Genomic DNA, 23,102 nt, shown 5'->3' on the forward strand with positions numbered 1-23,102 from the left:
AGAAAAGGGAAGATGCCAGACGAAATCAAATTATCTTATCCCAACTCTTCCTGCATCGCTTTAAGTTCCCGGGCCAGCCTTGAGACCGGAAGCCCGACGACTGAGAAATAGTCCCCTTTGATTTGTTCGACAAGAAGAGATCCATATCCTTGAATCCCATAGCCGCCAGCTTTGTCAAAGGGTTCCCCGCTATCCAGATAACGTTCGATTTCAGCATCTGGCAGCTCCCAAAATGTCACTTCCGTTTTTTCTGCGAATACTCTGCGATGCTTGCCGAATAGGATGGCGACACCTGTGTATACTTCATGTGTCCGTCCCGATAACATTTCCAGCATTCTTTTTCCATCCGCCCGGCTTGTCGGCTTGCCCAAAATCTCACCATCAAGGACAACAACGGTATCCGAGCCGATCACCCAGCTTTCCTGAAATTTTGCTGCGATGGCTTCTGCTTTACGGGAGGCCAGTTCTTTCACCGCTGCATCAGGACACATGTTTTCATCAATACTTTCATCGACATTGGAATTCATGCTTTCAAAGGGGATTTGAAGAAATTGTAGAAGTTCTTTACGACGTGGTGATGAAGAAGCTAAAATCAATGGCTGCATAATATAAAAGTCACCTTTCTTTACATAGGGAGATACAATATCTATCCTATCAAATTATGGTGCAATCCACAATTATTGTTTACTAAGAATCGACAAATGCCTGTAAGTATTTCCCGGAAAATAAAAAAGGTGTCACAGATGATTTCATATTGGGGAGCTTGTCCCATTAGGCAGCCCCCCCTTTTTTTTCATAACTTAACTAGATATGTTTTGGAAATTCAATAAAAAATCAAGCAGACTTTCTTGAGCCTGGAATAGCTTTTCTTCATTTTTGGAAGTCCCATATTCATCAATCGACTTTGCGGCAGCAGTCAGGTCATCGTTCATTTTCGAAAACTCCGGCGATAATTTCACCGCCTTCAGTTCATCCATGTTTTTTTTCAGGGTTTCTTCGTTTACCGTCCCTTCCTTTCCACGAAGCTTTGTTGCGGATGTTTCTGCCAACGAAGCATATACCGCCTTCATCTTATCGAGGGTTTTCTCATCTTCCTGGCTTGTCCCAGCCGCTTCGAAATTGATTTCCTTCCAATATACGTCCACATCATAGGACTTCAAGAACAAGGCCAGCTCCTTACTTGCAGCTAGGCTCTCTGCCGATCCCAAGAATAGATAATAGCTGTCTTCCATTTTGAAAATTTCAGCAGGAACCTGCTTTTCAATGATATTCTTTTGTATTTGCCTTGCTGCATCCTCGCTGCTGAACACCCCTCCCTGTACAAGGTATGTCTTCAGCTGGTTTCCTGGTTCAGTCACTGCCGCTTTTTTATCCTCAACAGTAGCTTCCGTTGGAATCGGGGCCTCGACCGAAGATACTTCTGCTTTTTCCTTTGTAATCGTTTTAACGGCGATCAAGCCGAGAATCGACCCAAAAAAAACGGCACAAATGACAGCGATCATGAATGTCTTGATCGGTCTATTATCCGAGCTTTTCAGCGAACTGGTGCCAAAACCGATGAACTTCGGCATTTTCTTCTTTGGCGGTGAGGGGACCAATACGATTTTGTTTTCGTTTGAATCCTCAGGGAGTATCCATTCGAAACTCTCATCTGTGTGTTCCTGTTCCTTACTCGCAGCCTCTTGACTTTCAATCTTTTTATCTGGAAATACTTTTTCTTCCCCATTTATTTTAATCGTTACACCCTTGCTTTGTTCCGGCTTGCCCAATTTTTTTCCTCCCCTCCAGATCATTTTTTTCATCCTAACATAGAGGTAAAAAAAAATAACAAGACTTTTGTCGTCTTGTCATTAATAGGTTTCGTCAAATTTCCCTATTCATATATGGGTAACCAAACGGGTTTTCCAGGTACTGGTACTTCTGGTTCATGAACCATTCAATATCGCCTCTCACCAATTACATACATTCCTCTTTCAAGTCATCTTCACTTGCAGCGATTTTTAGGATAGTTCCCTACTTTGCTATTGTTCAGGTGATTTTTGACAAATTCCTCTTGCATTAAAGATGGCCCTTTAAGCTCATCTTAAAAAAGTTACATACCAATGTAAAAGGGCATCGCCCCAAAAATAAGCAGTCAATGTCCCAAAAACGATATACGGCCCGAAAGGAATAAGCGTTTTCTTTTTTAGGATTCCGGTCAGCAATCCGATGATGCCAAGGAATGCCCCATAAAAGCACGCAAAAAGAAACGATAATAGCACCATCTTCATTCCCAATACAAAGCCAATCACTGCAAATAGCTTGATATCACCGCCACCCATGCCGCCCTTACTCACGACAGCGATCAATAACAGCAGGCTAAAGCCAACCGCTGCCCCGACAATTGAATCCCACCAGGGCGACAGCGGAAATGATACTCTTAGAACGATAAAAATCACCGTAAAGAAAAGCAGTATTTTATCAGGTATGAGCATATAGGCAACGTCAGTCACGAAGATGATCATAAATAATGAAATCAATGTCCAGCCAATCAAGAGTTCGTTCGACCAGCCAAGGAATATGGGAGCAGAGGTAAACAAAACCCCGGTCAGCATTTCCACTGCCGGATAAAGGGGTGAAATCCTTGTTTTACAGCCACGGCATTTCCCTTCTTGCAACATATAAGAAATTACCGGTATCAACTCGATGAATGTCAATGTACGCCCGCAAGAAGGGCAGGCGGAGCGACGATTCGCAAATGATTGACTGGCTGGAACACTTAAACCGACAACGTTGAAGAATGAGCCTAAAATCAAGCCCAAAACGAAGAGATAGATATGGATAACCATCATTTATACAAAGTGCATGAGGATTCGATTGCCTCTCTATGAAACCCTACTATAAAAGTCCCTTCCGCTATGTAATAATCACTTCGGTTCTTCATGATTATCATTCCTCCCGTTATTTTATGAAGTAGATCCTACTATTCATCAGTCATATAGAAACAATATATAAACATATTTTAACAAATATACTTGGTGATTTGTTATCAATCACTCTCTTAGAGTTTTTTCTTTTCAAGAGACTCTGTTAACAAGAGAAAAGGACCTTTGAAGAATATCCTTTTCTCAGACTGCAGACAAACTCGATGAAAATATGGATAGTACCCTTTTGCCTAAAGTCTTTATTGTTTTTAAATAGAATCAATAAAGCTTGAGGTGATGATGATGCTTTCTAAATATGATTCTATTCAGTGTGATCAACTATAAATGATTACTTTAGTTCAACTGGTGCCCGCGAACCATTTGGTTCGTAAAATTGAGGCTGCCATTGACTTCACTTTCAAGTGTGCCTCATTTCTCAACATTCGGGAAAGATAATTAGTCCGCCGGTAAAGGCACATCCCTTTAGGTATCTTCTCTGTTTAGGAACTCCCTTACAAGCGAAAGGAAATGAAGGGACCCTGTGATGACAAGGATCTCTTTTTCCCCTGTTTTCCTTCTGCCTTCCGTTATTGCCTCCTGCCAATCCCTGTTTATACTTTTATTGGGATGACTGCACTTTTCATAAAGCGTTTTCGCATCCGCCGCCCGTTCATGGTCGAATTCGGTAATGATGATTTCCATCGCTTCCGTTTCCAGTCCATGAAGCATCTCGGAATAATTTTTATCTTTAAATGAACTGAATACAAATCGGTACTTATAGTCGGGGTAATGCACTTTTAGCGTTTCCTTCAGTACGTCGATGCCGGCAGGATTATGTGCACCATCAATGATCACCAACGGCTCATCCGATATTTTTTCAAAGCGGCCATCCCATTTCGCTTCCCCTATTCCTTTAAGTATGCTTTTTTCATCGATATTTTCCATTCCTAATGTGACAGCAGCAATGGCCAGTGCCGCATTCTCCATTTGATGACGCCCTAACATCCGCATTTCCACATTTTCGATGGACCTGTCTGCAAGCGAAAATGAGAAACTTTGCCCTCGTTCACTTTGCTTTATTTTGCCTACATGAAAGTCTTTGCCTAATTGGTAATAAGGTACGCCTAATGACGACGCTTTTTCTTCAATTACTTTTGCCGGTTCCCTGGCTGTGACTCCGCTGATGATCGGCGCCCCGCTTTTAATGATGCCCGCCTTCTCAAAAGCAATTTCCCCAAGTGTGTTTCCCAGGATGTTCGTATGTTCCAAAGAAATCGAGGTAATGATCGAAAGGAACGGCTGGATGACATTCGTTGTATCGAGCCTGCCTCCCAAACCGGTTTCCATCAAAACCAAATCCACTTCCTGTTTGCTAAAATAAGAGAATGCCATTGCAGTCAAAATTTCGAACTGAGTGGGACCATTCCCCTTACTGTCCATCTCTTGGATGATCGGCCAAAGCTCCCGGAAGACAGCGATAAAATCCTTATCACTGATTTCATCCTCATTTATCTTCAGCTGCTCATTCATCCGTATTAAATAAGGCGAAGTGAAGGAAGCGACCCGAGTGCCTTGGGCAAGCAGGATTTCTTTAATATATTGCAGTGTTGATCCTTTCCCGTTGGATCCTGCAATGTGAATATACTTTAGCGCCTTGTGCGGGTCACCTAATTCAGTTAGCAATGTTTCCATCCGTGATAGGCCGAAATTCATGCCCAATTGAACTTGGCGCCGTTCAAAAAAATGATTGATTTCTTTCATGGTTGTAACCATTATCGTTGAGCCTCCTCTTTCTTTATACCGCTCTTATGCGTTAAGATTATTTTATCAATATATGAACGATTAACCTAGATGAAAGGTAGTGTTTTACCATGAAACCTTCAGATTTCCACTGTTGGATTGTCGTTAATGGCTATTTACAGCATGATAAGTTTTCCAGTTTGGCTTTGTTCATTAAAGAGGCGGCTGAAAGGAAAGGTATCATGACAGCCCTTATCCGCAATTCAGATCTCATTCCCATTATCGAAAAAGGAGAGCCACTGCTTAAAGGAGCCTTTGATAGGCTGCCTGATTTTGTCCTGTTCATGGATAAGGACATTCATTTGGCGCGCCATTTGGAATTGCTCGGCATCCCCGTATATAACAGCAGTACAGCAATCGATATTTGCGACAGCAAAGCAAAAACACATCAAGCATTGACGAGGCATGGCATACCGATGCCAAAAACCATATTTCCTCCTTTTACGTATGAAGGGATTGAGAGGGTCAATATGGATGCTTTCATACAAATCGGCAATGAACTTGGATATCCCCTTGTCGTTAAGGAAGCATACGGTTCTTTTGGGGAGCAAGTATATTTAATCCAAACAGAGGATGAGTTACTAAAAACGATCCGTAATATTGGCCACAAACCATTTATACTCCAGGAATTCATCGAGCATAGTAAAGGTCGGGATATTCGTGTGAATGTCGTGGGCAATCAAGTCATAGCAGCGATGCAACGCCATTCCGAGCAAGACTTCAGAGCTAATATGACTGCCGGGGGGAAGGCTGCACCCTATATACCCACCAGTGAAGAAGCACAACTTGCCATCCGATGTGCACAAATTCTGGGTGCCGACTTCGCTGGCGTCGATTTGTTGTTCGGTGAAGAAGGTCCGCTTTTGTGCGAAGTGAATTCGAATTCGCATTTACTGAATATTTATGAATGTACAGGCATCAACATCGCTGATAGCATGTTCGATTATATCTTGAAAGAATTAGGAAAAGGAAGTGCATCTGATGAAAAAACAAGCAGGCTGGTTGATTTATAACCGTGAGGATGCCTTGAAAAATAAGGGATACATAGATTGGATGCTTGAAGAAGCAAGTAAGCTTGATCTTGACTTACACTTTCACTTTCGGGAAGACATTAGGATCGGTCATCGTTTCAACGAGTTGTACGTGGAACATGGGACACAGCCAATTTCATTGCCGGACTTTGCTATCGTCCGGACCATCGACCCTTTTTTCACTAAGCAACTTGAGCAACTGGGGATCGCTTGCTTTAACTCCTCCTTCGTATCGGAAATCGCGAACGACAAAGCAAAGACGCATCAATATTTGTCCTCGCTCGGGATTCCAATGGCCGATACCGTATATTGTAACGGAAGGCCGAGTGCCGATGACATGGAGTTCCCTTTCATTGCTAAAGAAACACGTGGCCGCGGCGGGAAACAAGTATATTTAATCGAGCATGCCGATGATCTTGCCGAACTGAATGATGGAAACTGGATAGTCCAAAAACCTGGCTTATTCGGAAGGGATATCCGCGTCTTTGTGGTTGGGAAAAAAGTGAAGGCTGCTGTACTTAGGGAATCCGCTTCCAGTTTCAAGGCAAATTATACGCTGGGCGGATCGGCTTCTCTATATGAGCTGACTGCTTCTGAATTAGCCCTTGTCGAAAGAGTTATGAGGTCGTTTGATTTTGGCCTGGTCGGTATCGATTTCATATTTGCGGAAGATGGCAGCCTCATGCTCAACGAAATCGAGGATGTCGTCGGCAGCCGGACATTAAGTGCACTAAGTGATATGAATATCGTGCAAGAGTACCTTACATTCATAAAAGAAAGAATATCGTCCTAACGGAATATTTTTCTTAAATAGCGTTTAAACACAAAAAGGATGAACCGGCTTCAAGCTGGTTCATCCTTTTGTTTTACAGTTGTTTCAATTCGCTGATCCTGTGGATTACAGAGTCGCGTTTTTCGCTATAGTCTTTTTCCTTGGCACGTTCTTCTTCGATGACGCTTGCCGGCGCCTTTTTAACGAAGCCCTCGTTGCCCAATTTTTTTTGTACGCGCTCAACTTCTTTATTAAGTTTGTCGAGTTCTTTTTCAAGACGTTTCACTTCTTCGTCAATATTGATCAGTCCTGTGAGCGGAAGGATTAGCTCTACGCCAGTTACGACAGCTGTCATGGCTTGAGCAGGTTCTTCGACTTCAATTCCGATTGTCAATTGTTCAGGATTACAGAAACGCTCGATATAGCTGCTGTTTTTCTGTAATGTCCCTAAGATGGACTCATCTTTCGCTTTTAAGATCAAATTGATTTTTTTGCTTAGCGGTGTGTTCACCTCAGCACGGATATTACGGACGGAGCGGATGATTTCAACCAGCAGCTTCATTTCCTCGGCAGCAGCTGTATCCGTCAACCCTTCATTCACTTCCGGCCAAGCGGCAACAGTGATGGACTCACCTTGATGCGGTAGGTTCTGCCAGATTTCTTCGGTGATGAATGGCATGAACGGGTGCAGCAATCTCATCGTGTTATCCAGTACATAAGCCAAGATCGAGCGCGTCGTTTTCTTAGCTGCTTCGTCTTCGCCATATAGCGGAAGCTTCGCCATTTCAATATACCAGTCACAGAAATCATCCCAAATGAAGTTGTAAAGCACACGGCCCACTTCACCAAACTCATAACGGTCCGCAAGTCTGGTTACGTTTGAGATCGTTTCATTCAAACGCGTCAAGATCCATTTATCGGCTACGGACTTCTCACCGCTTAAATCGATTTCGTCATATGTCATGCCATTCATGTTCATCAGGGCAAAACGGGATGCGTTCCAAATCTTATTGGAGAAGTTCCAAACCGCTTCCACTTTTTCCGTGCTATAACGAAGGTCCTGGCCTGGCGAGCTGCCCGTGGATAAGAAGTAACGCAGGGAATCGGCACCGTATTGATCGATTACATCCATCGGATCGACACCATTGCCAAGCGATTTACTCATCTTGCGCCCCTGTTCGTCACGAACAAGTCCGTGGATCAGCACATCTTCAAATGGACGTTCGCCCGTGAACTCAAGCGCTTGGAAAATCATCCGCGATACCCAGAAGAAAATGATATCATAGCCTGTCACAAGTGCCCCGGTTGGATAGTAGCGTTGGAAATCGACACTGTCCTTGTCAGGCCAGCCCATAGTCGAGAACGGCCATAATGCCGAGCTGAACCATGTATCCAGAACATCTGTATCTTGTTCCCAGTTTTCAGCGTCCGCAGGCTCTTCGTGACCTACATACACTTCACCTGTTTCTTTATGGTACCAGGCTGGAATGCGGTGACCCCACCAAAGCTGACGGGAAATGCACCAGTCGCGGATATTTTCCATCCAATGCAGGTACGTTTTTTCGAAACGGTCCGGTACGAAATGTACTTTTTCCTCATCGGTGCCTTTTTGAAGCTCAACGGATGCATCTGCCAACGGCTGCATTTTAACGAACCATTGAGTCGAAAGATATGGTTCAACAACAGCCCCGCTTCTCTCTGAATGGCCTACTGAGTGAAGGTGATCTTCGATTTTGAAAAGTACTCCTTCTTCCTGAAGGTCCTTGACGATTTGTTTCCGGCATTCAAAACGGTCCATGCCTTCATATTTACCAGCCTTTTCATTCATCGAGCCATCTTCATGCATGACAAGGATGCGCTCCAAATCGTGACGGTTCCCGATTTCGAAGTCATTCGGATCATGAGCCGGAGTAATTTTGACCGCGCCTGAACCGAATTCCATATCGACATAATCATCACCGACAATCGGGATTTCCCGGCCTGTAATTGGCAAGCGGACCATTTTGCCGATCAAATGTTTATAACGGTCATCTTCAGGGTGTACAGCAACAGCAGTATCGCCAAGCATCGTTTCTGGACGGGTGGTGGCAATTTCAATTTCACCTGATCCGTCAACCAAAGGATATTTCATATGGTAAAATGCACCCTGCACATCTTTGTAAATAACCTCGATATCGGATAACGCCGTTTTCGTTGATGGATCCCAGTTGATGATATATTCGCCGCGATAAATCAAGCCCTTGTTATAAAGCGAAACGAACACTTCGCGTACAGCTTTTGAAAGCCCTTCATCAAGAGTGAAGCGTTCACGTGTATAATCAAGTCCAAGACCGAGCTTTGACCATTGTTCACGGATATGGCTCGCATACTCCTCTTTCCATTTCCATGTCTCTTCGACGAATTTTTCACGTCCAAGGTCATAACGGCTCACACCTTCAGCACGAAGTTTCTGTTCCACTTTCGCTTGTGTGGCGATACCGGCATGGTCCATGCCCGGTAACCATAAAACATCATAGCCTTGCATCCTCTTCATGCGAGTCAATATATCTTGAAGCGTCGTATCCCAAGCGTGGCCAAGATGAAGCTTACCTGTCACGTTAGGCGGCGGGATGACAATCGTATATGGTTCTTTTTTATCGTCACCCGTCGTTTCGAAAAACTTTCCATCAAGCCACCATTTATAGCGGCCTTTCTCTATCGTCTGCGGATCATATTTAGTCGGCATAGAAATTTGGTTCTCTTCCATATCATTTCCTCCTTTTTGGGCATAAAAAAAACTTCCATCATCACAAAAGGACGAAGGAAGTTGTTCGCGGTGCCACCTTTTTTCCGAAAAAGAAAAAAATCTCTTTCGGCTCTCAAATCGGATAACGGCTCTTCACCGGCCTTCGCTACTAAGTGGTTCACGAAGACTGCTCGCGGACGACTTCGGATGCTGCTGCCTGGAAACCTCGCACCAATTTGGTTCCCTCTCTGAAAAGTGCATTTCATCTTACTATTTCCGGTCTTTGCATTGATTTATATTCATATGTAAAATCATTGAATGCATATAGTATATAGTACAAAAAACATGGGGCTCCAGTCAATCATCTTTTCGCTTTCTTTCTCAGGAACCATCCCATTTGATACTTTCAAGTTCTTTTTCTTTATTTTATCCTCCTGGAACAGTGAATGTGACGGCTGTTTCACCTTTTCCACTGCCCACCCATAGAATATAAGAAGTCCTAAAAAGGAAGGTAATAATATGAAGCGTAGATATACTCCCTATACTTTACCGCCTTGGGTGAAGAAAATCCGCGGTGTCTGCCAGCAGTTCATCGTCCCCTTTATCGTGTTCCAAGGATTACGTACGCTGATTTTCCCGACTTTCTTCGATATGCTCCTGCTAATCGCCTTTATTTTCCTGGCCATGTCTTTGTATTTCGACTGGCTTTAAGTATTCCCTTACAGCAAAAAAATATACATGACTGGAGATGATCCAATCATGTATATTTAGCTTGGGGGTAATTGTTCTTCTTTGGCAGCCTCGGCAGCAGCCTTTTTCTGCTGTTCGATTTCTTCGATTTTCATCACCATATATTCAATATTTTTCAAAAGCCAAAATTGCCGCTGCAGTTGTGTAACATTATCAAGCTCTGAGCGATGGCCCCTTCCATCGGAGTAACCCTTCACTAATTCCAAAGCTGACCCAGGGAATGCCAGATAACTTTGCATGAGCAGCAATTCTTCTTCTTTCAACGGAAAATAACGAAAATAGTTATATAGCCAGTCTACGCAGTCATCGCATTGGACAGGATAGGTCCTGGCCGATTTAACGAGAAATGGCAGTAAATCGAAATGCGGCGGAGCCGTATTCGAATTCTCAAAATTGATGAAGTAGCCATATCCCCGCTCATCATAAACGAAATGCTTCATGGAAACCTTTCCGTGCGTGACCACGGTCCGAACCTTTTCACTATCCTTCGTTTTTTCATACCAGGTTTCAAACTTCTTGATCGAGTACTTCAGCGCCTGCGAAATATCAGTGTAGTAAGAACAAACCGTCAGTTCGAATGGAGACATATACCACTTCTTTTCACAGCTGACAATATACTCATCCATAAAGTCCTTCTCGTTATTCCAGGCATCAAGCGTCCGCTCATAATGGGCATCCCGTTCCTCGGTATCCACTTGTATTTCCTTAACGGAAAGTGTATGCATCCGAGCCAGCTCCCTGAACATTTGCTTATGTTTCTCATCTCGCTCCCCGTCCCTTTCATTATTGAGCCAGGGCATCAGGTAATATAAACGTCCATTATGAAGTACGGCATATCGCTGATCCATCGTTTGATAAATGGGAACGATCCGGTTATAGCCGCGATGGTACAGTTTTTGAACATTTTTGATAAAATCGATGCCGTTGTGCGGTAACATGGATTTCAAGGCAAATGTACCGCGATCACTGTATACTTTTTTTACACGCCCGAAGTCCTCAATATATTGTACATACATGGCATATTCCTTCAATACGGTCTCCGTGTCACGATCCCGATTGGCAGGCAGCTGATTCTCGTTTTCCCTCACGAGACCCACTCACTTTCTCTAAAAAAACTGAACGATCCGATCCCTCTGGCACCTAAAAAACAGGAGCAGACCATATGCTCTGCTCTCTGTCCTGGTCAATTCTTATATGCAACCGCCTTCGGTATATAGATGACTTGCCCTTCATGGACATTCTGATTCGACTCCAATTCATTGCTGAAAAGTATCGATTGAACCGTAACATCATATCGTTGAGCCAAGTCATCAAGCGTTTCCCCTTGCTGAACAATGCAAACCTTCATCCTTACCAGTTCTTCTTCTTGTTTCCGTCCGAATAGATCCATGATGGATAGCTGCTTTTCATCATGATCGGCCGTTTCTTTATCATCACGTTCCGCGGCAGGTTTCCTGCCTTTAAAATTCTTACCCTCCTTAGCCGGAGGCGCTGGTCTTTCCCTCTTTTTGAATAGATCGCTTATGGACGAATTGGATTCCTCTTGCTCCACCTTCACATTCTCATTAAGGATAGGACCCGCTGCAACGTCATCTTCCCCCTGCCTGATGACATCCTCGGTTTCTAAATTTGAAACTGGGCTATCTTGATGCTTGGTTGCATGACTTGGCTCTTCTACTACCTCCTCGCTCAATGTCACCCCAGGACTCTCCATCTTCTCCATGGAATCCTGCCTGCTTGTTACTTCCTCCAGTTGCGTCTCTCCCATTGAAGGTACCATTTCCGTGGAGTCAGGCGGATCGCCAATTACTTCTTCTTCTACAGCTTCTTCTTCCTCTCTATGCACTTGCACTTCCGTTTCCCACTCCTCCTCTTCAGGATATGGTGAAACGGGCATTTCAAAAACTGGGGCATTATGCTGATCGCTTAAATAAATCGGTTCCTCTTCTTCTTCTTCGTTTGCTTCAGAAACTCGTTTTGCCTCTGCAGAAAAAGGAGCGTATAACTCTTCTTCCTCCTCATCACGAAAAACAGGCTGAAAATCCGGAATTGGCGGCACTGCAGCTGCATAAGGAATATATGACTCATTTTCCCCATCCGTTTCTTCCTGTTCCTCTGTTTCCCCAACTTCCTGCTCGGTATCGAAACGTTCTTCCACATATGAATCATTATAGATTCCGGTTATCAAAAGGTCCGCCTGCAATTTCAAACAGTTATGCTCTGGCATGGCATAATCAAAGCTTTGAATCGTGACATCGACCTCATCCAATGAGGCAATCCGATTATTCGGAATCGTTATATCAACCGGAAAACGGTGTGTGAACTCATTAAGTCCATCGAGATGCCTCTCGACCTTTTGAACCGCTTTTGGCAAAAAGGTCTGCGAAAACTCCTCTTCTTCACCATTTTGCGAGCCTTTGTATTCACCGCTTAAATCTAACGAGCCTCGTATAAAAACATATTGGTCACTTTCTTGAATCGCCACATTCGGATCAAGGGAAATGGAATATAGCTCAGCCACTTCCTGTCCCTTCTGGAACCAAACGGATTCCTCTAAAGAAAATCGTAAATACGATTCATTTTCTTGCGACAAGACAACTCCTCCTTTCAGCTTCAGGAAACGGTACCTATACCAATATCAATCTATGAAGGAGGGAAGCTGTTTATTCCTTAAATTCCTGAGCCTTTTAAAAAGAAGGAGATTGAATTTTCAGGCTAAAATTAAGCTGGAGTATATCAATCGGCCTGTAAAATCCGGCATGGATCGGCCTATCTTCGGGGCTTCTACCAATTATTTCTTCCTTACGCCGATATAATCTGTTCTACTAACAATTAGTTCGGCCTCCTACTTTTGATTCGTTTCTTCCATTTACTGATTGAATTCAAAAAAACTGGCTACCTTTCTCCAAAAGCCTTTGGAAAAATGGCAGCCAGTTCAAATTTATTATTATCGAATATTGCAGTAGTTCATGAAGCCTTGCATCATTTTTTTAATTTTGCAAAAGCCTGTTCTGCCGCTGCAATGGTCTTTTCGATATCTTCATCACTATGTGCAGTGGAAAGGAATAAACCTTCAAACTGTGACGGCGGCAAGTAGATGCCTTGATTCGCCATTTCCCTATAGTAAGAAGCAAAGAACTCTAAGTCTGATGTTTTAGCTGTATCATAGTTTACGACTTCTTCATTAGTAAAGAAAAGTCCAATCATGGAACCGGCGCGGTTGAATGTATGGGGAACTCCGTACTTTTGCGCTGCTTCTCCAATTCCTTTTTCGAGCATATCCCCTTTTCGGGTGAACTCATCATAGGATTCTGGACTCAATTGGCTCAGCGTTTCAAGGCCGGCCGTCATCGCAAGAGGGTTACCAGACAATGTCCCCGCTTGATAGATTGTCCCGCTCGGGGCAATTTGTTCCATGAATTCGCGCTTGCCTCCGAATGCTCCGACAGGCAAGCCACCGCCGATTACTTTCCCAAGGCAAGTCAGGTCAGGTACGATGCCAAAATAGCCTTGTGCACAATTATAGCCGACACGGAACCCTGTCATAACTTCGTCAAAGATCAATAGAGCCCCGTATTGGGTCGTCACTTCACGTAAGCCTTCGAGGAAACCAGGTTGTGGCGGAACCACGCCCATGTTCCCTGCAACAGGTTCCACGATGATGCAAGCGATGTCTTCGCCAAATTGTTCAAACGCATATTTGGTTGCAGCAAGATCATTATATGCCACGGTAATCGTATTTTTTGCAATGCCTTCCGGTACTCCAGGGCTATCCGGTAAACCTAATGTTGCAACGCCGGAACCCGCTTTGATTAGCAATGAATCGCCATGGCCATGATAGGAACCTTCGAATTTCAGGATTTTATCACGGCCTGTAATGCCTCGTGCCAGCCTTAGTGCACTCATCGTCGCTTCGGTCCCTGAAGATACCATCCGGATCATTTCAATCGAAGGCACCCGTTCAATGACCAACTTGGCCAGTTCATTCTCTATAAGCGTAGAAGTTCCAAAGCTTGTACCTGATTCCGCTACTTTTTTCAATGATTCCACGACACGGTCATTCGTGTGACCCAGGATAAGCGGTCCCCATGAAAGAACATAGTCGATATATTCATTTCCATCGATATCATACATTTTTGAGCCTTTTCCACGCTCCATGAAAATGGGATCCATGTCCACAGATTTGAAGGCACGTACCGGGCTGTTCACGCCGCCTGGCATCAAATTTTTTGCTTCGGCAAACGCTTTTTTCGATTTTTCATATGACCGCATGATTCAATCCCCTTTTTCCGTTTCAGGTTATATTTTTTATATCATTGATTATCTTCGTTTATCCAGCGTGCTACCTCTTTTGAAAAATACGTAATGATCAAGTCGGAACCTGCGCGTTTCAAGCCTGTCAGCATTTCCATCACAATCGCTTTTTCATCAATCCAGCCATTTTGGGCAGCAGCCTTGACCATTGAATATTCACCGCTGACATTATAGGAGACAACCGGAAGATTAAAGTTATTCTTAACGTCCCTGATGATGTCCATGTAGGAAAGGGCCGGTTTCACGATTAGGAAGTCCGCACCTTCAGCAACATCGGATTCAGCCTCACGGAACGCTTCAAGGCGATTGGCTGGATCCATTTGGTAAGTTTTCCTGTCGCCAAATTGTGGCGCACCATTCGCAGCATCACGGAATGGGCCGTAAAAAGCCGAAGCATATTTCACCGCATAGGACATGATCGGAATATCTTCATAACCCGCTTCATCCAGACCTGTACGGATGGCCGCAACGAAACCGTCCATCATATTGGAAGGCGCAATGATATCGGCGCCGGCCTCTGCCTGGCTGATTGCCGTTTTGGCAAGAAGGTCAAGAGAAGCGTCATTGAGGATTTTCTCCCCTTCAACGACCCCGCAATGGCCATGGCTTGTATACTCACAAAGGCAGGTATCCGCAATGACAATAACTTCAGGATATTGTTTTTTAATAAAGCGGGTTGCCTCTTGCACAAGTCCGTTGTGATGAAATGCGCCTGTGCCCTGTTCGTCTTTATCATGATCAAAAGGGACGCCGAATAATATGACTGATTTAATTCCCAGACTCACGACTTCATCCATTTCGGCCCCAAGATTATCCATGGATAGCTGATAGATGCCTGGCATGGAGTTGATTTCATTTTTCACATTTTCCCCGTCGATGACGAAGATCGGATAGATCAAATCCTCTTTATGCAATTGTGTTTCACGGACTAATGCCCTCATGCCAGCACTTGCACGCAAGCGGCGGTGGCGATTGAATGGAATATTTTTCATGTTAAGGTTCCTCCCTTTTCCCTTCTTTTCAAGATGAAGCGTATTAACTCCGCAACCATGGCATCCGTCGTATAAACATCTGGACAGACATCGACGGATAGCCCATGTTTTTCAGCCGTTTTAGCGGCAATCGGCCCGATGCAGGCGATGATGATCCGGTCTATGTATGTATCCAATTCATGGCGTTTCATGATCTGTAAAAAATGATTGACCGTCGATGAACTCGTAAAGGTTATGATGTCGATTTCATGGTTCTTTATAAGATGCACCAGTATTTTTTCACTGCTTCGGGGAAGCACTGTATGATAAATAATCACTTCATCACATGATGCACCAGCTTCATTGATCGCCTCCGCAATGACCGCCCTTGCGAGATTTCCTTTTGCCAGCAGCACGCGTGACCCCGGATCAAGCCGGGTATTGAACTCCGCCACGAACCCTTCGGCAACAAACTGAGCTGGAACGAAATCCGCCTTATATCCATGTCGTTTCAGGGCGGCTTCTGTTTTGGAGCCGATTACGGCTATTTTCGGAAGCTTTAAAGGCTGGTTTCCAAGTAACTTAAAGAAGAAATCCACCCCATTTTGACTGGTCAGGATGATCCAGTCATATGAAAGCAATTCTTCTAACCGCTCTTGTACATCATCCATATGATCAGGAAGAGTGAACTCAAGCAATGGCACGAGAAGCGGCGTTCCGCCATTTTTCTCGATCGACTCTTTTAAACCATCTGCCTGTCCTTTCCCTCTGGTGATTAATACCTGATAATCCTTAAGGGGTTGAACGGGATTCATTACTGATCAAGCTCTTCTTTTACGCGATCGATCAATTCTTTACCGCCCATTTCGCTAATCTGTTTGGCAGCAGCATGCCCAACCGCCTCGGGATCAGCACCCTCAACCATTTCTTTATAAATCACCTTGCCATCCGGGGCAGCGACCAAAGCCGTCAACGAAACGGATCCATCATCTTTTGCCACCGCAAATCCGGCAATCGGCACCTGGCATCCGCCTTCCATTTTATCCAAAAAGGCACGTTCCGCTTCTACCGTTCTTTTCGTTTTTTCACAGGTCAATTTCGCAAGTTCCGCCAACAGATCTTTGTCGTCTTCGCGGCATTCAATGGAAAGTGCTCCTTGCCCAACTGCCGGAATGCAAATATCTTCATCTAAAAATTCCGTAACGATGTCCTGCTCCCATCCCATTCTTGATAGTCCGGCCGCTGCTAAAATGATGGCATCATAATCTTCCGTTTTCAGCTTATTCAGACGGGTATCGATATTACCGCGAATCCATTTAATTTCAAGGTCCGGCCTTCTAGCCAAAATTTGCGCGCCACGGCGCAAGCTGCTTGTACCAATGATGGAACCGGGCTTCAGTTCGGAAAGAGTTTCACCGTTTTTGGAAATCAAGGCATCCCGATGGTCCTCCCTCGGTGGTATGCAGCCAATCGTCAAGCCTGGAGGCAGTACAGCAGGCATATCTTTCATACTATGTACGGCCATATCAATTTCTTTATCGAGCATCGCTTGTTCGATTTCTTTAACGAATAAGCCCTTTCCGCCTACCTTGGAAAGTGTTACATCAAGGATTTGGTCACCCTTTGTGACAATTTCCTTCACCTCGAACTCGTATGGAACCCCAAGCTCTTTAAGTTGATCGATAACCCAGTTCGTTTGGGTGATCGCTAATTTACTACGTCTAGAACCGACAATTATTTTTCTCATAGTTTCCTCCTATGTATTCCAAAAGTGGAATGTTGAAAGGCTTCCAAAAAGGAAAAAGTTAATTAACACAATCATGAAAGATCCAATATTCAGAAAGGCTAGCGTCCTTCCATACATTTGTTTCCGAATTTTCAAGTATAAAAACACACTGTAAGCGATAAGCAAAATGAATGAGCCGATAATCTTCATGTCCAGCCACGATACCCCAGGCACTTTTATATAAGCCCATTGAATCCCCAGGATAAGGGAGACCACCAATAATGGAACACCTATTACCGCGAGGACATAAGACATATGCTCGAGCTTGGTTAAATCGCCGAGTCGAAGCAGGCGTTTCCCCCATTTCTTCCTTTTCAGTAAATCATATTGAATTAAGTATAAAAGTGAAAAAACGAAAGAAAGCGTGAATGCCCCATATGATAGGATGGCAAAAGTGATATGTATGAGCAATAGCTCAGAAACCAGGCGCTGTGCAAGCACTTGAGATTCTATCTGAACAGGTGCGAAGGTATGGATGGCCATGACCATGAAACCTAGTACATTCGTAAAAAAGACCGTAAAATCGACTCTTAGCAATCGGTTAATGATTAAAGATAGCGATATGAGGACCCATGCATAAAAATATAAGCCTTCAAAAATCGTCAATACCGGGAACCTTCCCGTTTTCAACACATATAGAAACAAAAAAATTGTTTGCAGTACCCAAACAATAGAAAGCAACCAGAAGGCGACCCTATTCGCCTTCTGGTTATTATTAAGGAAATCGATAAAATATAAAAGCATACTGACGGCATACAACAAAACAGTGGCTTCATGCAATCTTGTCATTAGTAATTCCATATCTACCTCATTACTGGACAGGAACTGGATTCAATAGGGATGGCTTGGAGCTGTTCCGTTCTTTTTCATCCGCAACCAGCTGGTCCTCAATCAATTCCTCTAAATGGAAGATTTTCACGAAATTATTCAATTGCTCTTTTGCATTCGGCTCATCTGCCAGCTCTTTTGCATAAAGAATCGGATCTTTCAGCATTTGGTTGATGATGCTTTTCGTATGCTTGTTCAGAACTTTTTTGTCACGTTCGCTCAAATGCGGAAGCTTTCTTTCGATGCTTTCCATCGTTTCCTTCTGTATCGTTAAGGATTTTTCCCGTAAAGAAGAAATGACGGGAACCACACCAAGCAAATTAATCCATTGGTTGAAGTCCACGATTTCCGCTTCGATCATCAATTCTATTTTCTCGGCAGCTTTTTTACGTTCTTCGATATTGGCTTGCACGATCCCTTCAAGATCGTCAATGTCATACAAGAAGACATTTTCCAGCTCACCCAATGTTGGATCGAGGTCACGCGGCACTGCGATATCGACCATGAAAATAGGACGTCCTTTACGAAGCTTATTGACGAATGACATCATTTCTTTTGTTACAAGAAGATCTTTCGATCCAGTGGAAGTAATCAGGATATCGGTATCCACTAAAGCGCATTGCAGCTCTTGAAGCTGTTTCGCCGTACCATTGAATCTCCCGGCCAGGTCGACCGCTTTCTGGAAGGTGCGGTTAATGACTGTAATGCTGTCTGCGCCATTGCTATGAAGATTTTGAATGGCCAGCTCACCCATCTTACCGGCCCCAAGAATCAATACATTCTTGCCGTTCAGGCCTCCAAAGATTTTTTTTGCAAGCTCGACTGCCGCATAGCTGACGGAAACGGCATTGGTATTGATTTCGGTTTCCGAATGAGCTTTTTTAGCTAATGTAAGGGCTTGCTTGAAGAGATGGTTAAAAACGGTACCGATCGTATCTTCCTTCTGACCTAACAGATAGCTTGAACGTACTTGTCCCAAAATCTGAGTTTCTCCCAGTATCATGGAGTTCAAGCCGCAGGTAACTGAAAATAAATGCTCGACTGCCCCATCGCCTTCATAAATGAACAGATATTTAGAAAATTCTTCTTTATCGATATTAAACCATTCCGAAAGAAATTCCTTTATATAATACCTGCTTGTATGAAGCTGGTCACCGACCGCATATATTTCCGTCCTGTTACATGTTGAAATAATAATGTTTTCCAAGATGCTTTTTTTATTTTTAAGAGCTTTCATTGCCTCGGCAAGTTCGGCTTCGTTAAACGATAGTTTTTCCCGAATTTCTACAGGGGCAGTTTTGTAATTTATACCAACCGCTAGAATATGCATCCTTTTGTTTTGCACCCCCAAAATTTTTCATGTAAATTTATTATACCATGTACTAAAATGGTTTCACGCAAATAATATGAACAGTTTATGAAAACGTATGCTACCATGGAAAAGACAGCCAAAACGCCTGAATTGTTACAAAAGGTGTCTAAGCGGTTTTGTATGTTACATACATATTTCGACATTGTGTACAAAAGTACCATATCAAAAATGGCAAAAAACTTCAAGTAATCGAATTGCATAGGAGGATAAAATGAAAACGCAGCGTATTTTCCCAGGAATCGTTTTAATCGGTTTCGGGCTCTATTTTTTTCTTGAACATTCCCAAATCGAAATCTTTCCAGGTTTTTTCACCTGGCCCACTTTATTATGTATAGTCGGTGCCGCCTTCCTGATTCAGGCATATAGCGGTAATGAATATGAGTCCATCCTGCCAGGCGTAATCTTACTGGGGTTCGGGGCTCATTTCCACATCGTCGAGAACCTGGATATTTGGCCGGATAATATAGGTATCTTTATTTTAATCATCTCGCTGGGATTTATTCTCCGGGCACGTAAAACAAAATCTGGAATGTTTCACGGCATGGTAATATTCATCATCTCGATCACTTTATTATTCTATGATAAAATCACAACGTCTTTCGGGTTTGTTGATACAACTACTGCGAATATCGAAAGGTTTTGGCCATTTGCCTTGATGGCAATCGGGATTTATTTTTTGGTTCGAAAAAAGTGAAAATCATGGATTGGCAATTTTCACGAATTCCATAAGGAAAAGGGTATTCCAGTTGCGGAATACCCTTTTCGTTTACATATATTTCTTAAGGACGCCCCATGCTTGTTCCTTACCTTCGCCTGTTTCACCAGAGAATAGAAGCAATTCATCTTCTTTTTCCATATTTAACGTCTGGCGCGTGATTTTCAAGTGTTTCTGCCATTTGCCTTTTGGAATTTTATCCGCTTTGGTGGCAATAACGATCCGGGGCAGATCATAATGCTTCAGGAATTCATACATTGCGATATCATCCTTTGTCGGCGGATGACGCAAATCGACGATCAGAAGCGCAGCGCGAAGCTGGTCACGGGAAGTGAAGTACGTTTCGATCATCTTTCCCCAAGCATCACGCTCCGTCTTGGATACTTTTGCATAACCATAACCCGGTACATCCACAAAATGGAGTGCTTCATTTATGATATAAAAATTCAAGGTCTGCGTCTTACCCGGTTTAGAGGAAGTGCGCGCCAAGTTTTTTCGATTGATCATTTTGTTGATGAAACTGGATTTCCCAACGTTGGAACGGCCTGCCAAGGCAAATTCCGGTATTGGGGTATTTGGATATTGTTCAGGCTTCACAGCACTGATGACAATATCTGAACTCGTCACTTTCATTCGTTCACACCTACCAATGCATGCTCAAGGACTTCATCGACGTGTGAAACTGGAACAAATGTTAATGCTTTACGGACACTTTCCGGGATATCATCAATATCCTTTTCGTTATTTTGCGGGATGATGATTTTCGTAAGTCCTGCGCGATGGGCCGCTAAAGATTTTTCTTTAAGCCCGCCGATCGGAAGAACCCGTCCGCGTAATGTAATTTCGCCTGTCATGCCTACCTCTTTTCTGATCGGCCTATTTGTAAGGGCCGATATTAACGCTGTTGCAATCGTGATGCCTGCAGAAGGGCCATCTTTTGGGACCGCACCTTCGGGGACATGAATATGAATATCATATTTTTCATGGAAGTTCGCATCAATCTGAAGTTTCTCGGTTTTTGAACGGACATAACTGAAAGCAGCCTGGGCTGACTCTTTCATTACATCGCCAAGCTTTCCTGTCAGGATCAGCTTGCCTTTACCTGGTGATAAGGAAACCTCGATCTGCAGCGTATCGCCACCTACCGACGTGTACGCTAACCCATTGGCTACACCGACTTGGTTCTCGACTTCCGCCTGTCCATAATGGAACACGGTTTTCCCTAAAAACTCCTCGACATTCTTTTCAGAAATGACGACCCGCTTTTTATCTCCGGACACGATGATTTTTGCAGTCTTCCGACAGATGCTTGCTAGCTGTCGCTCCAGACTCCGAACGCCGGCTTCCCGAGTATAGTAACGGATGATTTTTGTTAGAGCTTCCTCACGGATTTGCAGTTGTGTCTTCAATAAACCATGGTTTTCAAGCTGTCTAGGCAGCAAGTGATCCTTGGCTATATGAAGTTTCTCTATCTCAGTATAACCTGCAATCGAAATGATTTCCATACGATCACGAAGCGGACCGGGAATCGATCCCAAATTATTCGCCGTCGCGATGAACATGACTTTGGAAAGATCGTAGGTTTCTTCAATATAATGATCACTGAAATTATGATTTTGCTCCGGATCGAGCACTTCCAGCATCGCTGCTGATGGATCTCCCCTAAAGTCATTGGACATCTTATCGACTTCGTCCAGTAAAAAGACAGGATTGATCGTTCCGGCTTTTTTCATGCCTTGAATGATCCGTCCCGGCATCGCCCCTACATATGTGCGGCGATGTCCGCGGATTTCTGATTCATCGCGCACTCCACCTAAAGATATACGGACGAAATTCCTATTCAGGGAAGAAGCGATCGATTTAGCCAGGCTGGTTTTCCCGACCCCTGGCGGTCCCGCCAAGCAAAGGATCGGTCCCTTCAATGAATTGGTCAATTGCTGGACGGCCAAATACTCAAGCACCCGCTCCTTCACCTTTTCCAAACCATGGTGGTCCCGGTTCAGGATTTTTTCGGCTTTATGAATATTCAAGTCATCTTTGGTCGCTTTGGTCCAAGGAAGCGAAATCAGCCATTCGATATAATTGCGGATGACAGAACTCTCGGCTGAGCTCGAAGGAACCTTTTCATAACGGTCCAATTCCTTTAACGCCGTTGCTTTGATGTGCTCAGGCATATCCGCTTCTTCTATCTTTTCGTTGAGGACCTCAATTTCCCCTGTTTTTCCTTCTTTATCGCCCAATTCCTTTTGGATCGCTTTCATTTGTTCCCGTAAATAATATTCCTTTTGAGTCCGTTCCATCGAACGCTTAACCCGCTGGCCGATCTTTTTCTCGAGAAAAAGAACTTCTTTCTCGTTATTGATGATTTCGATTACACGGCTTAAACGCTCTTTCATATCAATGGTCTCAAGCACTTCTTGCTTCTCCTTCAATTTCAAAGGCAAATGTGAAGCGATTATATCCGCCAATCGCCCAGGCTCTTCAATATCCGAAGTGGACGAAAACGTTTCACCGGTTATTTTTTTGGACATTTTTATGTATTGTTCAAAATAATCCAGTAGTGTGCGCATTAATGCTTGATGTTCAGCATCCTTTTCATCACTGTCTTCATATATTTTAATCTTGGCACCATAATGTGTCTCATAATCGTAAAATTCAATGACTTCTGCGCGGTTCAACCCTTCCACCAACACCCGGATTGTACCATTCGGAAGCTTCAACATCTGTTTTACCTTTGTTAAAGTCCCCATTGTAAATAAATCCTCTTCACCTGGTTCGTCCAACGAAACATCTTGTTGTGTCGTCAAAAATATAAGATGGTCTTCCACCATTGCTTTCTCAAGGGCTTGCACTGATTTATCTCGGCCTACATCTAAATGAAGTACCATCGTTGGATATACAAGCAGTCCTCTTAGCGGCAGGAGGGGGACGATGATTTCTTTATCAGTCATTTCCTGACACCTCCATCTAATTAGTATCGTCGTTGTAAACTATTTACCAATGTTCTCAACCTTTTAACAATTCTATCCTATTTATATAGCAGTGTCTATTCGTTTACCCTTAACACGTTTCGACTGCTTTTATTATCTCCAATATTGGATAAAAAAGCACGTCTGAATGCGTGTTTATTTTTAC

At 43.7% G+C, this 23,102-nt stretch carries 19 protein-coding genes and 1 other annotated feature; of the genes, 4 read left to right on the plus strand and 15 right to left on the minus strand.

Features of this window, described 5'->3' with window-relative positions; genetic code table 11:
* Positions 1–35: 35 nt before the first annotated feature.
* The 4 genes from QNH43_RS19340 to QNH43_RS19355 all read right to left on the minus strand — a co-directional run bounded on the left by QNH43_RS19340 (position 36) and on the right by QNH43_RS19355 (position 4,676).
* Complete coding sequence (locus QNH43_RS19340; RefSeq protein WP_283915303.1) at positions 36–605, minus strand: Maf family protein; 570 nt, start codon at positions 603–605, stop codon at positions 36–38.
* A gap of 195 nt (positions 606–800) precedes the next feature.
* On the minus strand, positions 801–1,769 hold the full coding sequence (locus tag QNH43_RS19345; RefSeq protein ID WP_283915304.1) for a hypothetical protein: 969 nt from the start codon (positions 1,767–1,769) through the stop codon (positions 801–803).
* A gap of 309 nt (positions 1,770–2,078) precedes the next feature.
* Positions 2,079–2,831, minus strand: a complete 753-nt coding sequence (locus QNH43_RS19350) for a prepilin peptidase (protein ID WP_283915305.1) — start codon at positions 2,829–2,831, stop codon at positions 2,079–2,081.
* Positions 2,832–3,386: 555 nt separating this feature from the next.
* A complete protein-coding gene (locus QNH43_RS19355; protein ID WP_283915306.1) occupies positions 3,387–4,676 on the minus strand; it encodes a bifunctional folylpolyglutamate synthase/dihydrofolate synthase in 1,290 nt (429 codons plus the stop codon).
* A 98-nt stretch (positions 4,677–4,774) separates the two neighbouring features.
* Between QNH43_RS19355 and QNH43_RS19360 the strand changes: the two genes are divergently transcribed.
* Both QNH43_RS19360 and QNH43_RS19365 read left to right on the plus strand, forming a co-directional pair.
* Positions 4,775–5,716 (plus strand): ATP-grasp domain-containing protein, encoded by a 942-nt coding sequence (locus QNH43_RS19360; protein ID WP_283915307.1) that lies wholly within the window; start codon positions 4,775–4,777, stop codon positions 5,714–5,716.
* Complete coding sequence (locus QNH43_RS19365) at positions 5,685–6,527, plus strand: ATP-grasp domain-containing protein (protein WP_283915308.1); 843 nt, start codon at positions 5,685–5,687, stop codon at positions 6,525–6,527. The genes QNH43_RS19360 and QNH43_RS19365 overlap by 32 nt, the downstream gene beginning before the upstream one ends.
* Before the next feature lie 73 nt (positions 6,528–6,600).
* On the opposite strand, the gene QNH43_RS19370 is transcribed toward QNH43_RS19365, so the two are convergent.
* The gene (locus tag QNH43_RS19370) at positions 6,601–9,252 is read right to left on the minus strand and encodes a valine--tRNA ligase (RefSeq protein WP_076364941.1); all 2,652 of its coding nucleotides are present in this window, start codon (positions 9,250–9,252) and stop codon (positions 6,601–6,603) included.
* Between the two features lie 43 nt (positions 9,253–9,295).
* Positions 9,296–9,524, minus strand: a binding site (T-box leader).
* A 226-nt stretch (positions 9,525–9,750) separates the two neighbouring features.
* Here QNH43_RS19370 and QNH43_RS19375 point away from each other — a divergent pair.
* A complete protein-coding gene (locus QNH43_RS19375; protein ID WP_283915309.1) occupies positions 9,751–9,942 on the plus strand; it encodes a hypothetical protein in 192 nt (63 codons plus the stop codon).
* 56 nt (positions 9,943–9,998) lie between these two features.
* Here the strand turns inward: QNH43_RS19375 and ysxE are convergent, their stop codons facing one another.
* The 8 genes from ysxE to hemA all read right to left on the minus strand — a co-directional run bounded on the left by ysxE (position 9,999) and on the right by hemA (position 19,210).
* Positions 9,999–11,069 carry a spore coat protein YsxE gene (ysxE, locus tag QNH43_RS19380; protein ID WP_283915310.1) on the minus strand — a complete coding sequence of 357 codons (1,071 nt, stop codon included), beginning with the start codon at positions 11,067–11,069 and terminating at the stop codon, positions 9,999–10,001.
* A gap of 95 nt (positions 11,070–11,164) precedes the next feature.
* A complete protein-coding gene (spoVID, locus tag QNH43_RS19385; RefSeq protein WP_283915311.1) occupies positions 11,165–12,574 on the minus strand; it encodes a stage VI sporulation protein D in 1,410 nt (469 codons plus the stop codon).
* Positions 12,575–12,963: 389 nt separating this feature from the next.
* Positions 12,964–14,253, minus strand: coding sequence for a glutamate-1-semialdehyde 2,1-aminomutase (gene hemL, locus QNH43_RS19390; protein WP_283915312.1), 1,290 nt, complete (start codon positions 14,251–14,253; stop codon positions 12,964–12,966).
* 41 nt (positions 14,254–14,294) lie between these two features.
* Entirely contained in the window at positions 14,295–15,287 is a 993-nt protein-coding gene (hemB, locus tag QNH43_RS19395) for a porphobilinogen synthase (protein ID WP_076364930.1), read from the minus strand.
* Positions 15,284–16,081: a uroporphyrinogen-III synthase gene (locus QNH43_RS19400; RefSeq protein WP_283915313.1), complete on the minus strand. Its 798-nt coding sequence runs from the start codon at positions 16,079–16,081 to the stop codon at positions 15,284–15,286. Before QNH43_RS19400 ends, hemB begins: the two co-directional genes overlap by 4 nt.
* Positions 16,081–17,013 carry a hydroxymethylbilane synthase gene (hemC, locus tag QNH43_RS19405; RefSeq protein ID WP_283915314.1) on the minus strand — a complete coding sequence of 311 codons (933 nt, stop codon included), beginning with the start codon at positions 17,011–17,013 and terminating at the stop codon, positions 16,081–16,083. Before hemC ends, QNH43_RS19400 begins: the two co-directional genes overlap by 1 nt.
* 9 nt (positions 17,014–17,022) lie before the next feature.
* Positions 17,023–17,853 carry a cytochrome C assembly family protein gene (locus QNH43_RS19410; protein WP_076364924.1) on the minus strand — a complete coding sequence of 277 codons (831 nt, stop codon included), beginning with the start codon at positions 17,851–17,853 and terminating at the stop codon, positions 17,023–17,025.
* Positions 17,854–17,863: 10 nt separating this feature from the next.
* Positions 17,864–19,210 (minus strand): glutamyl-tRNA reductase, encoded by a 1,347-nt coding sequence (gene hemA / locus QNH43_RS19415; RefSeq protein ID WP_283915315.1) that lies wholly within the window; start codon positions 19,208–19,210, stop codon positions 17,864–17,866.
* Between the two features lie 253 nt (positions 19,211–19,463).
* On the opposite strand from hemA, the gene QNH43_RS19420 reads away from it, so the two are divergent.
* Positions 19,464–19,946, plus strand: coding sequence for a LiaI-LiaF-like domain-containing protein (locus QNH43_RS19420; RefSeq protein WP_283915316.1), 483 nt, complete (start codon positions 19,464–19,466; stop codon positions 19,944–19,946).
* Between the two features lie 72 nt (positions 19,947–20,018).
* Here the strand turns inward: QNH43_RS19420 and yihA are convergent, their stop codons facing one another.
* Both yihA and lon read right to left on the minus strand, forming a co-directional pair.
* A complete protein-coding gene (gene yihA, locus QNH43_RS19425) occupies positions 20,019–20,600 on the minus strand; it encodes a ribosome biogenesis GTP-binding protein YihA/YsxC (protein ID WP_034308918.1) in 582 nt (193 codons plus the stop codon).
* Positions 20,597–22,918: an endopeptidase La gene (gene lon, locus QNH43_RS19430; RefSeq protein ID WP_283915317.1), complete on the minus strand. Its 2,322-nt coding sequence runs from the start codon at positions 22,916–22,918 to the stop codon at positions 20,597–20,599. The genes yihA and lon overlap by 4 nt, the downstream gene beginning before the upstream one ends.
* Between the last annotated feature and the right edge of the window lie 184 nt (positions 22,919–23,102).

Origin of the sequence: Peribacillus simplex (genome assembly GCF_030123325.1) — a bacterium.
Taxonomy (GTDB): domain Bacteria; phylum Bacillota; class Bacilli; order Bacillales; family DSM-1321; genus Peribacillus; species Peribacillus simplex_D.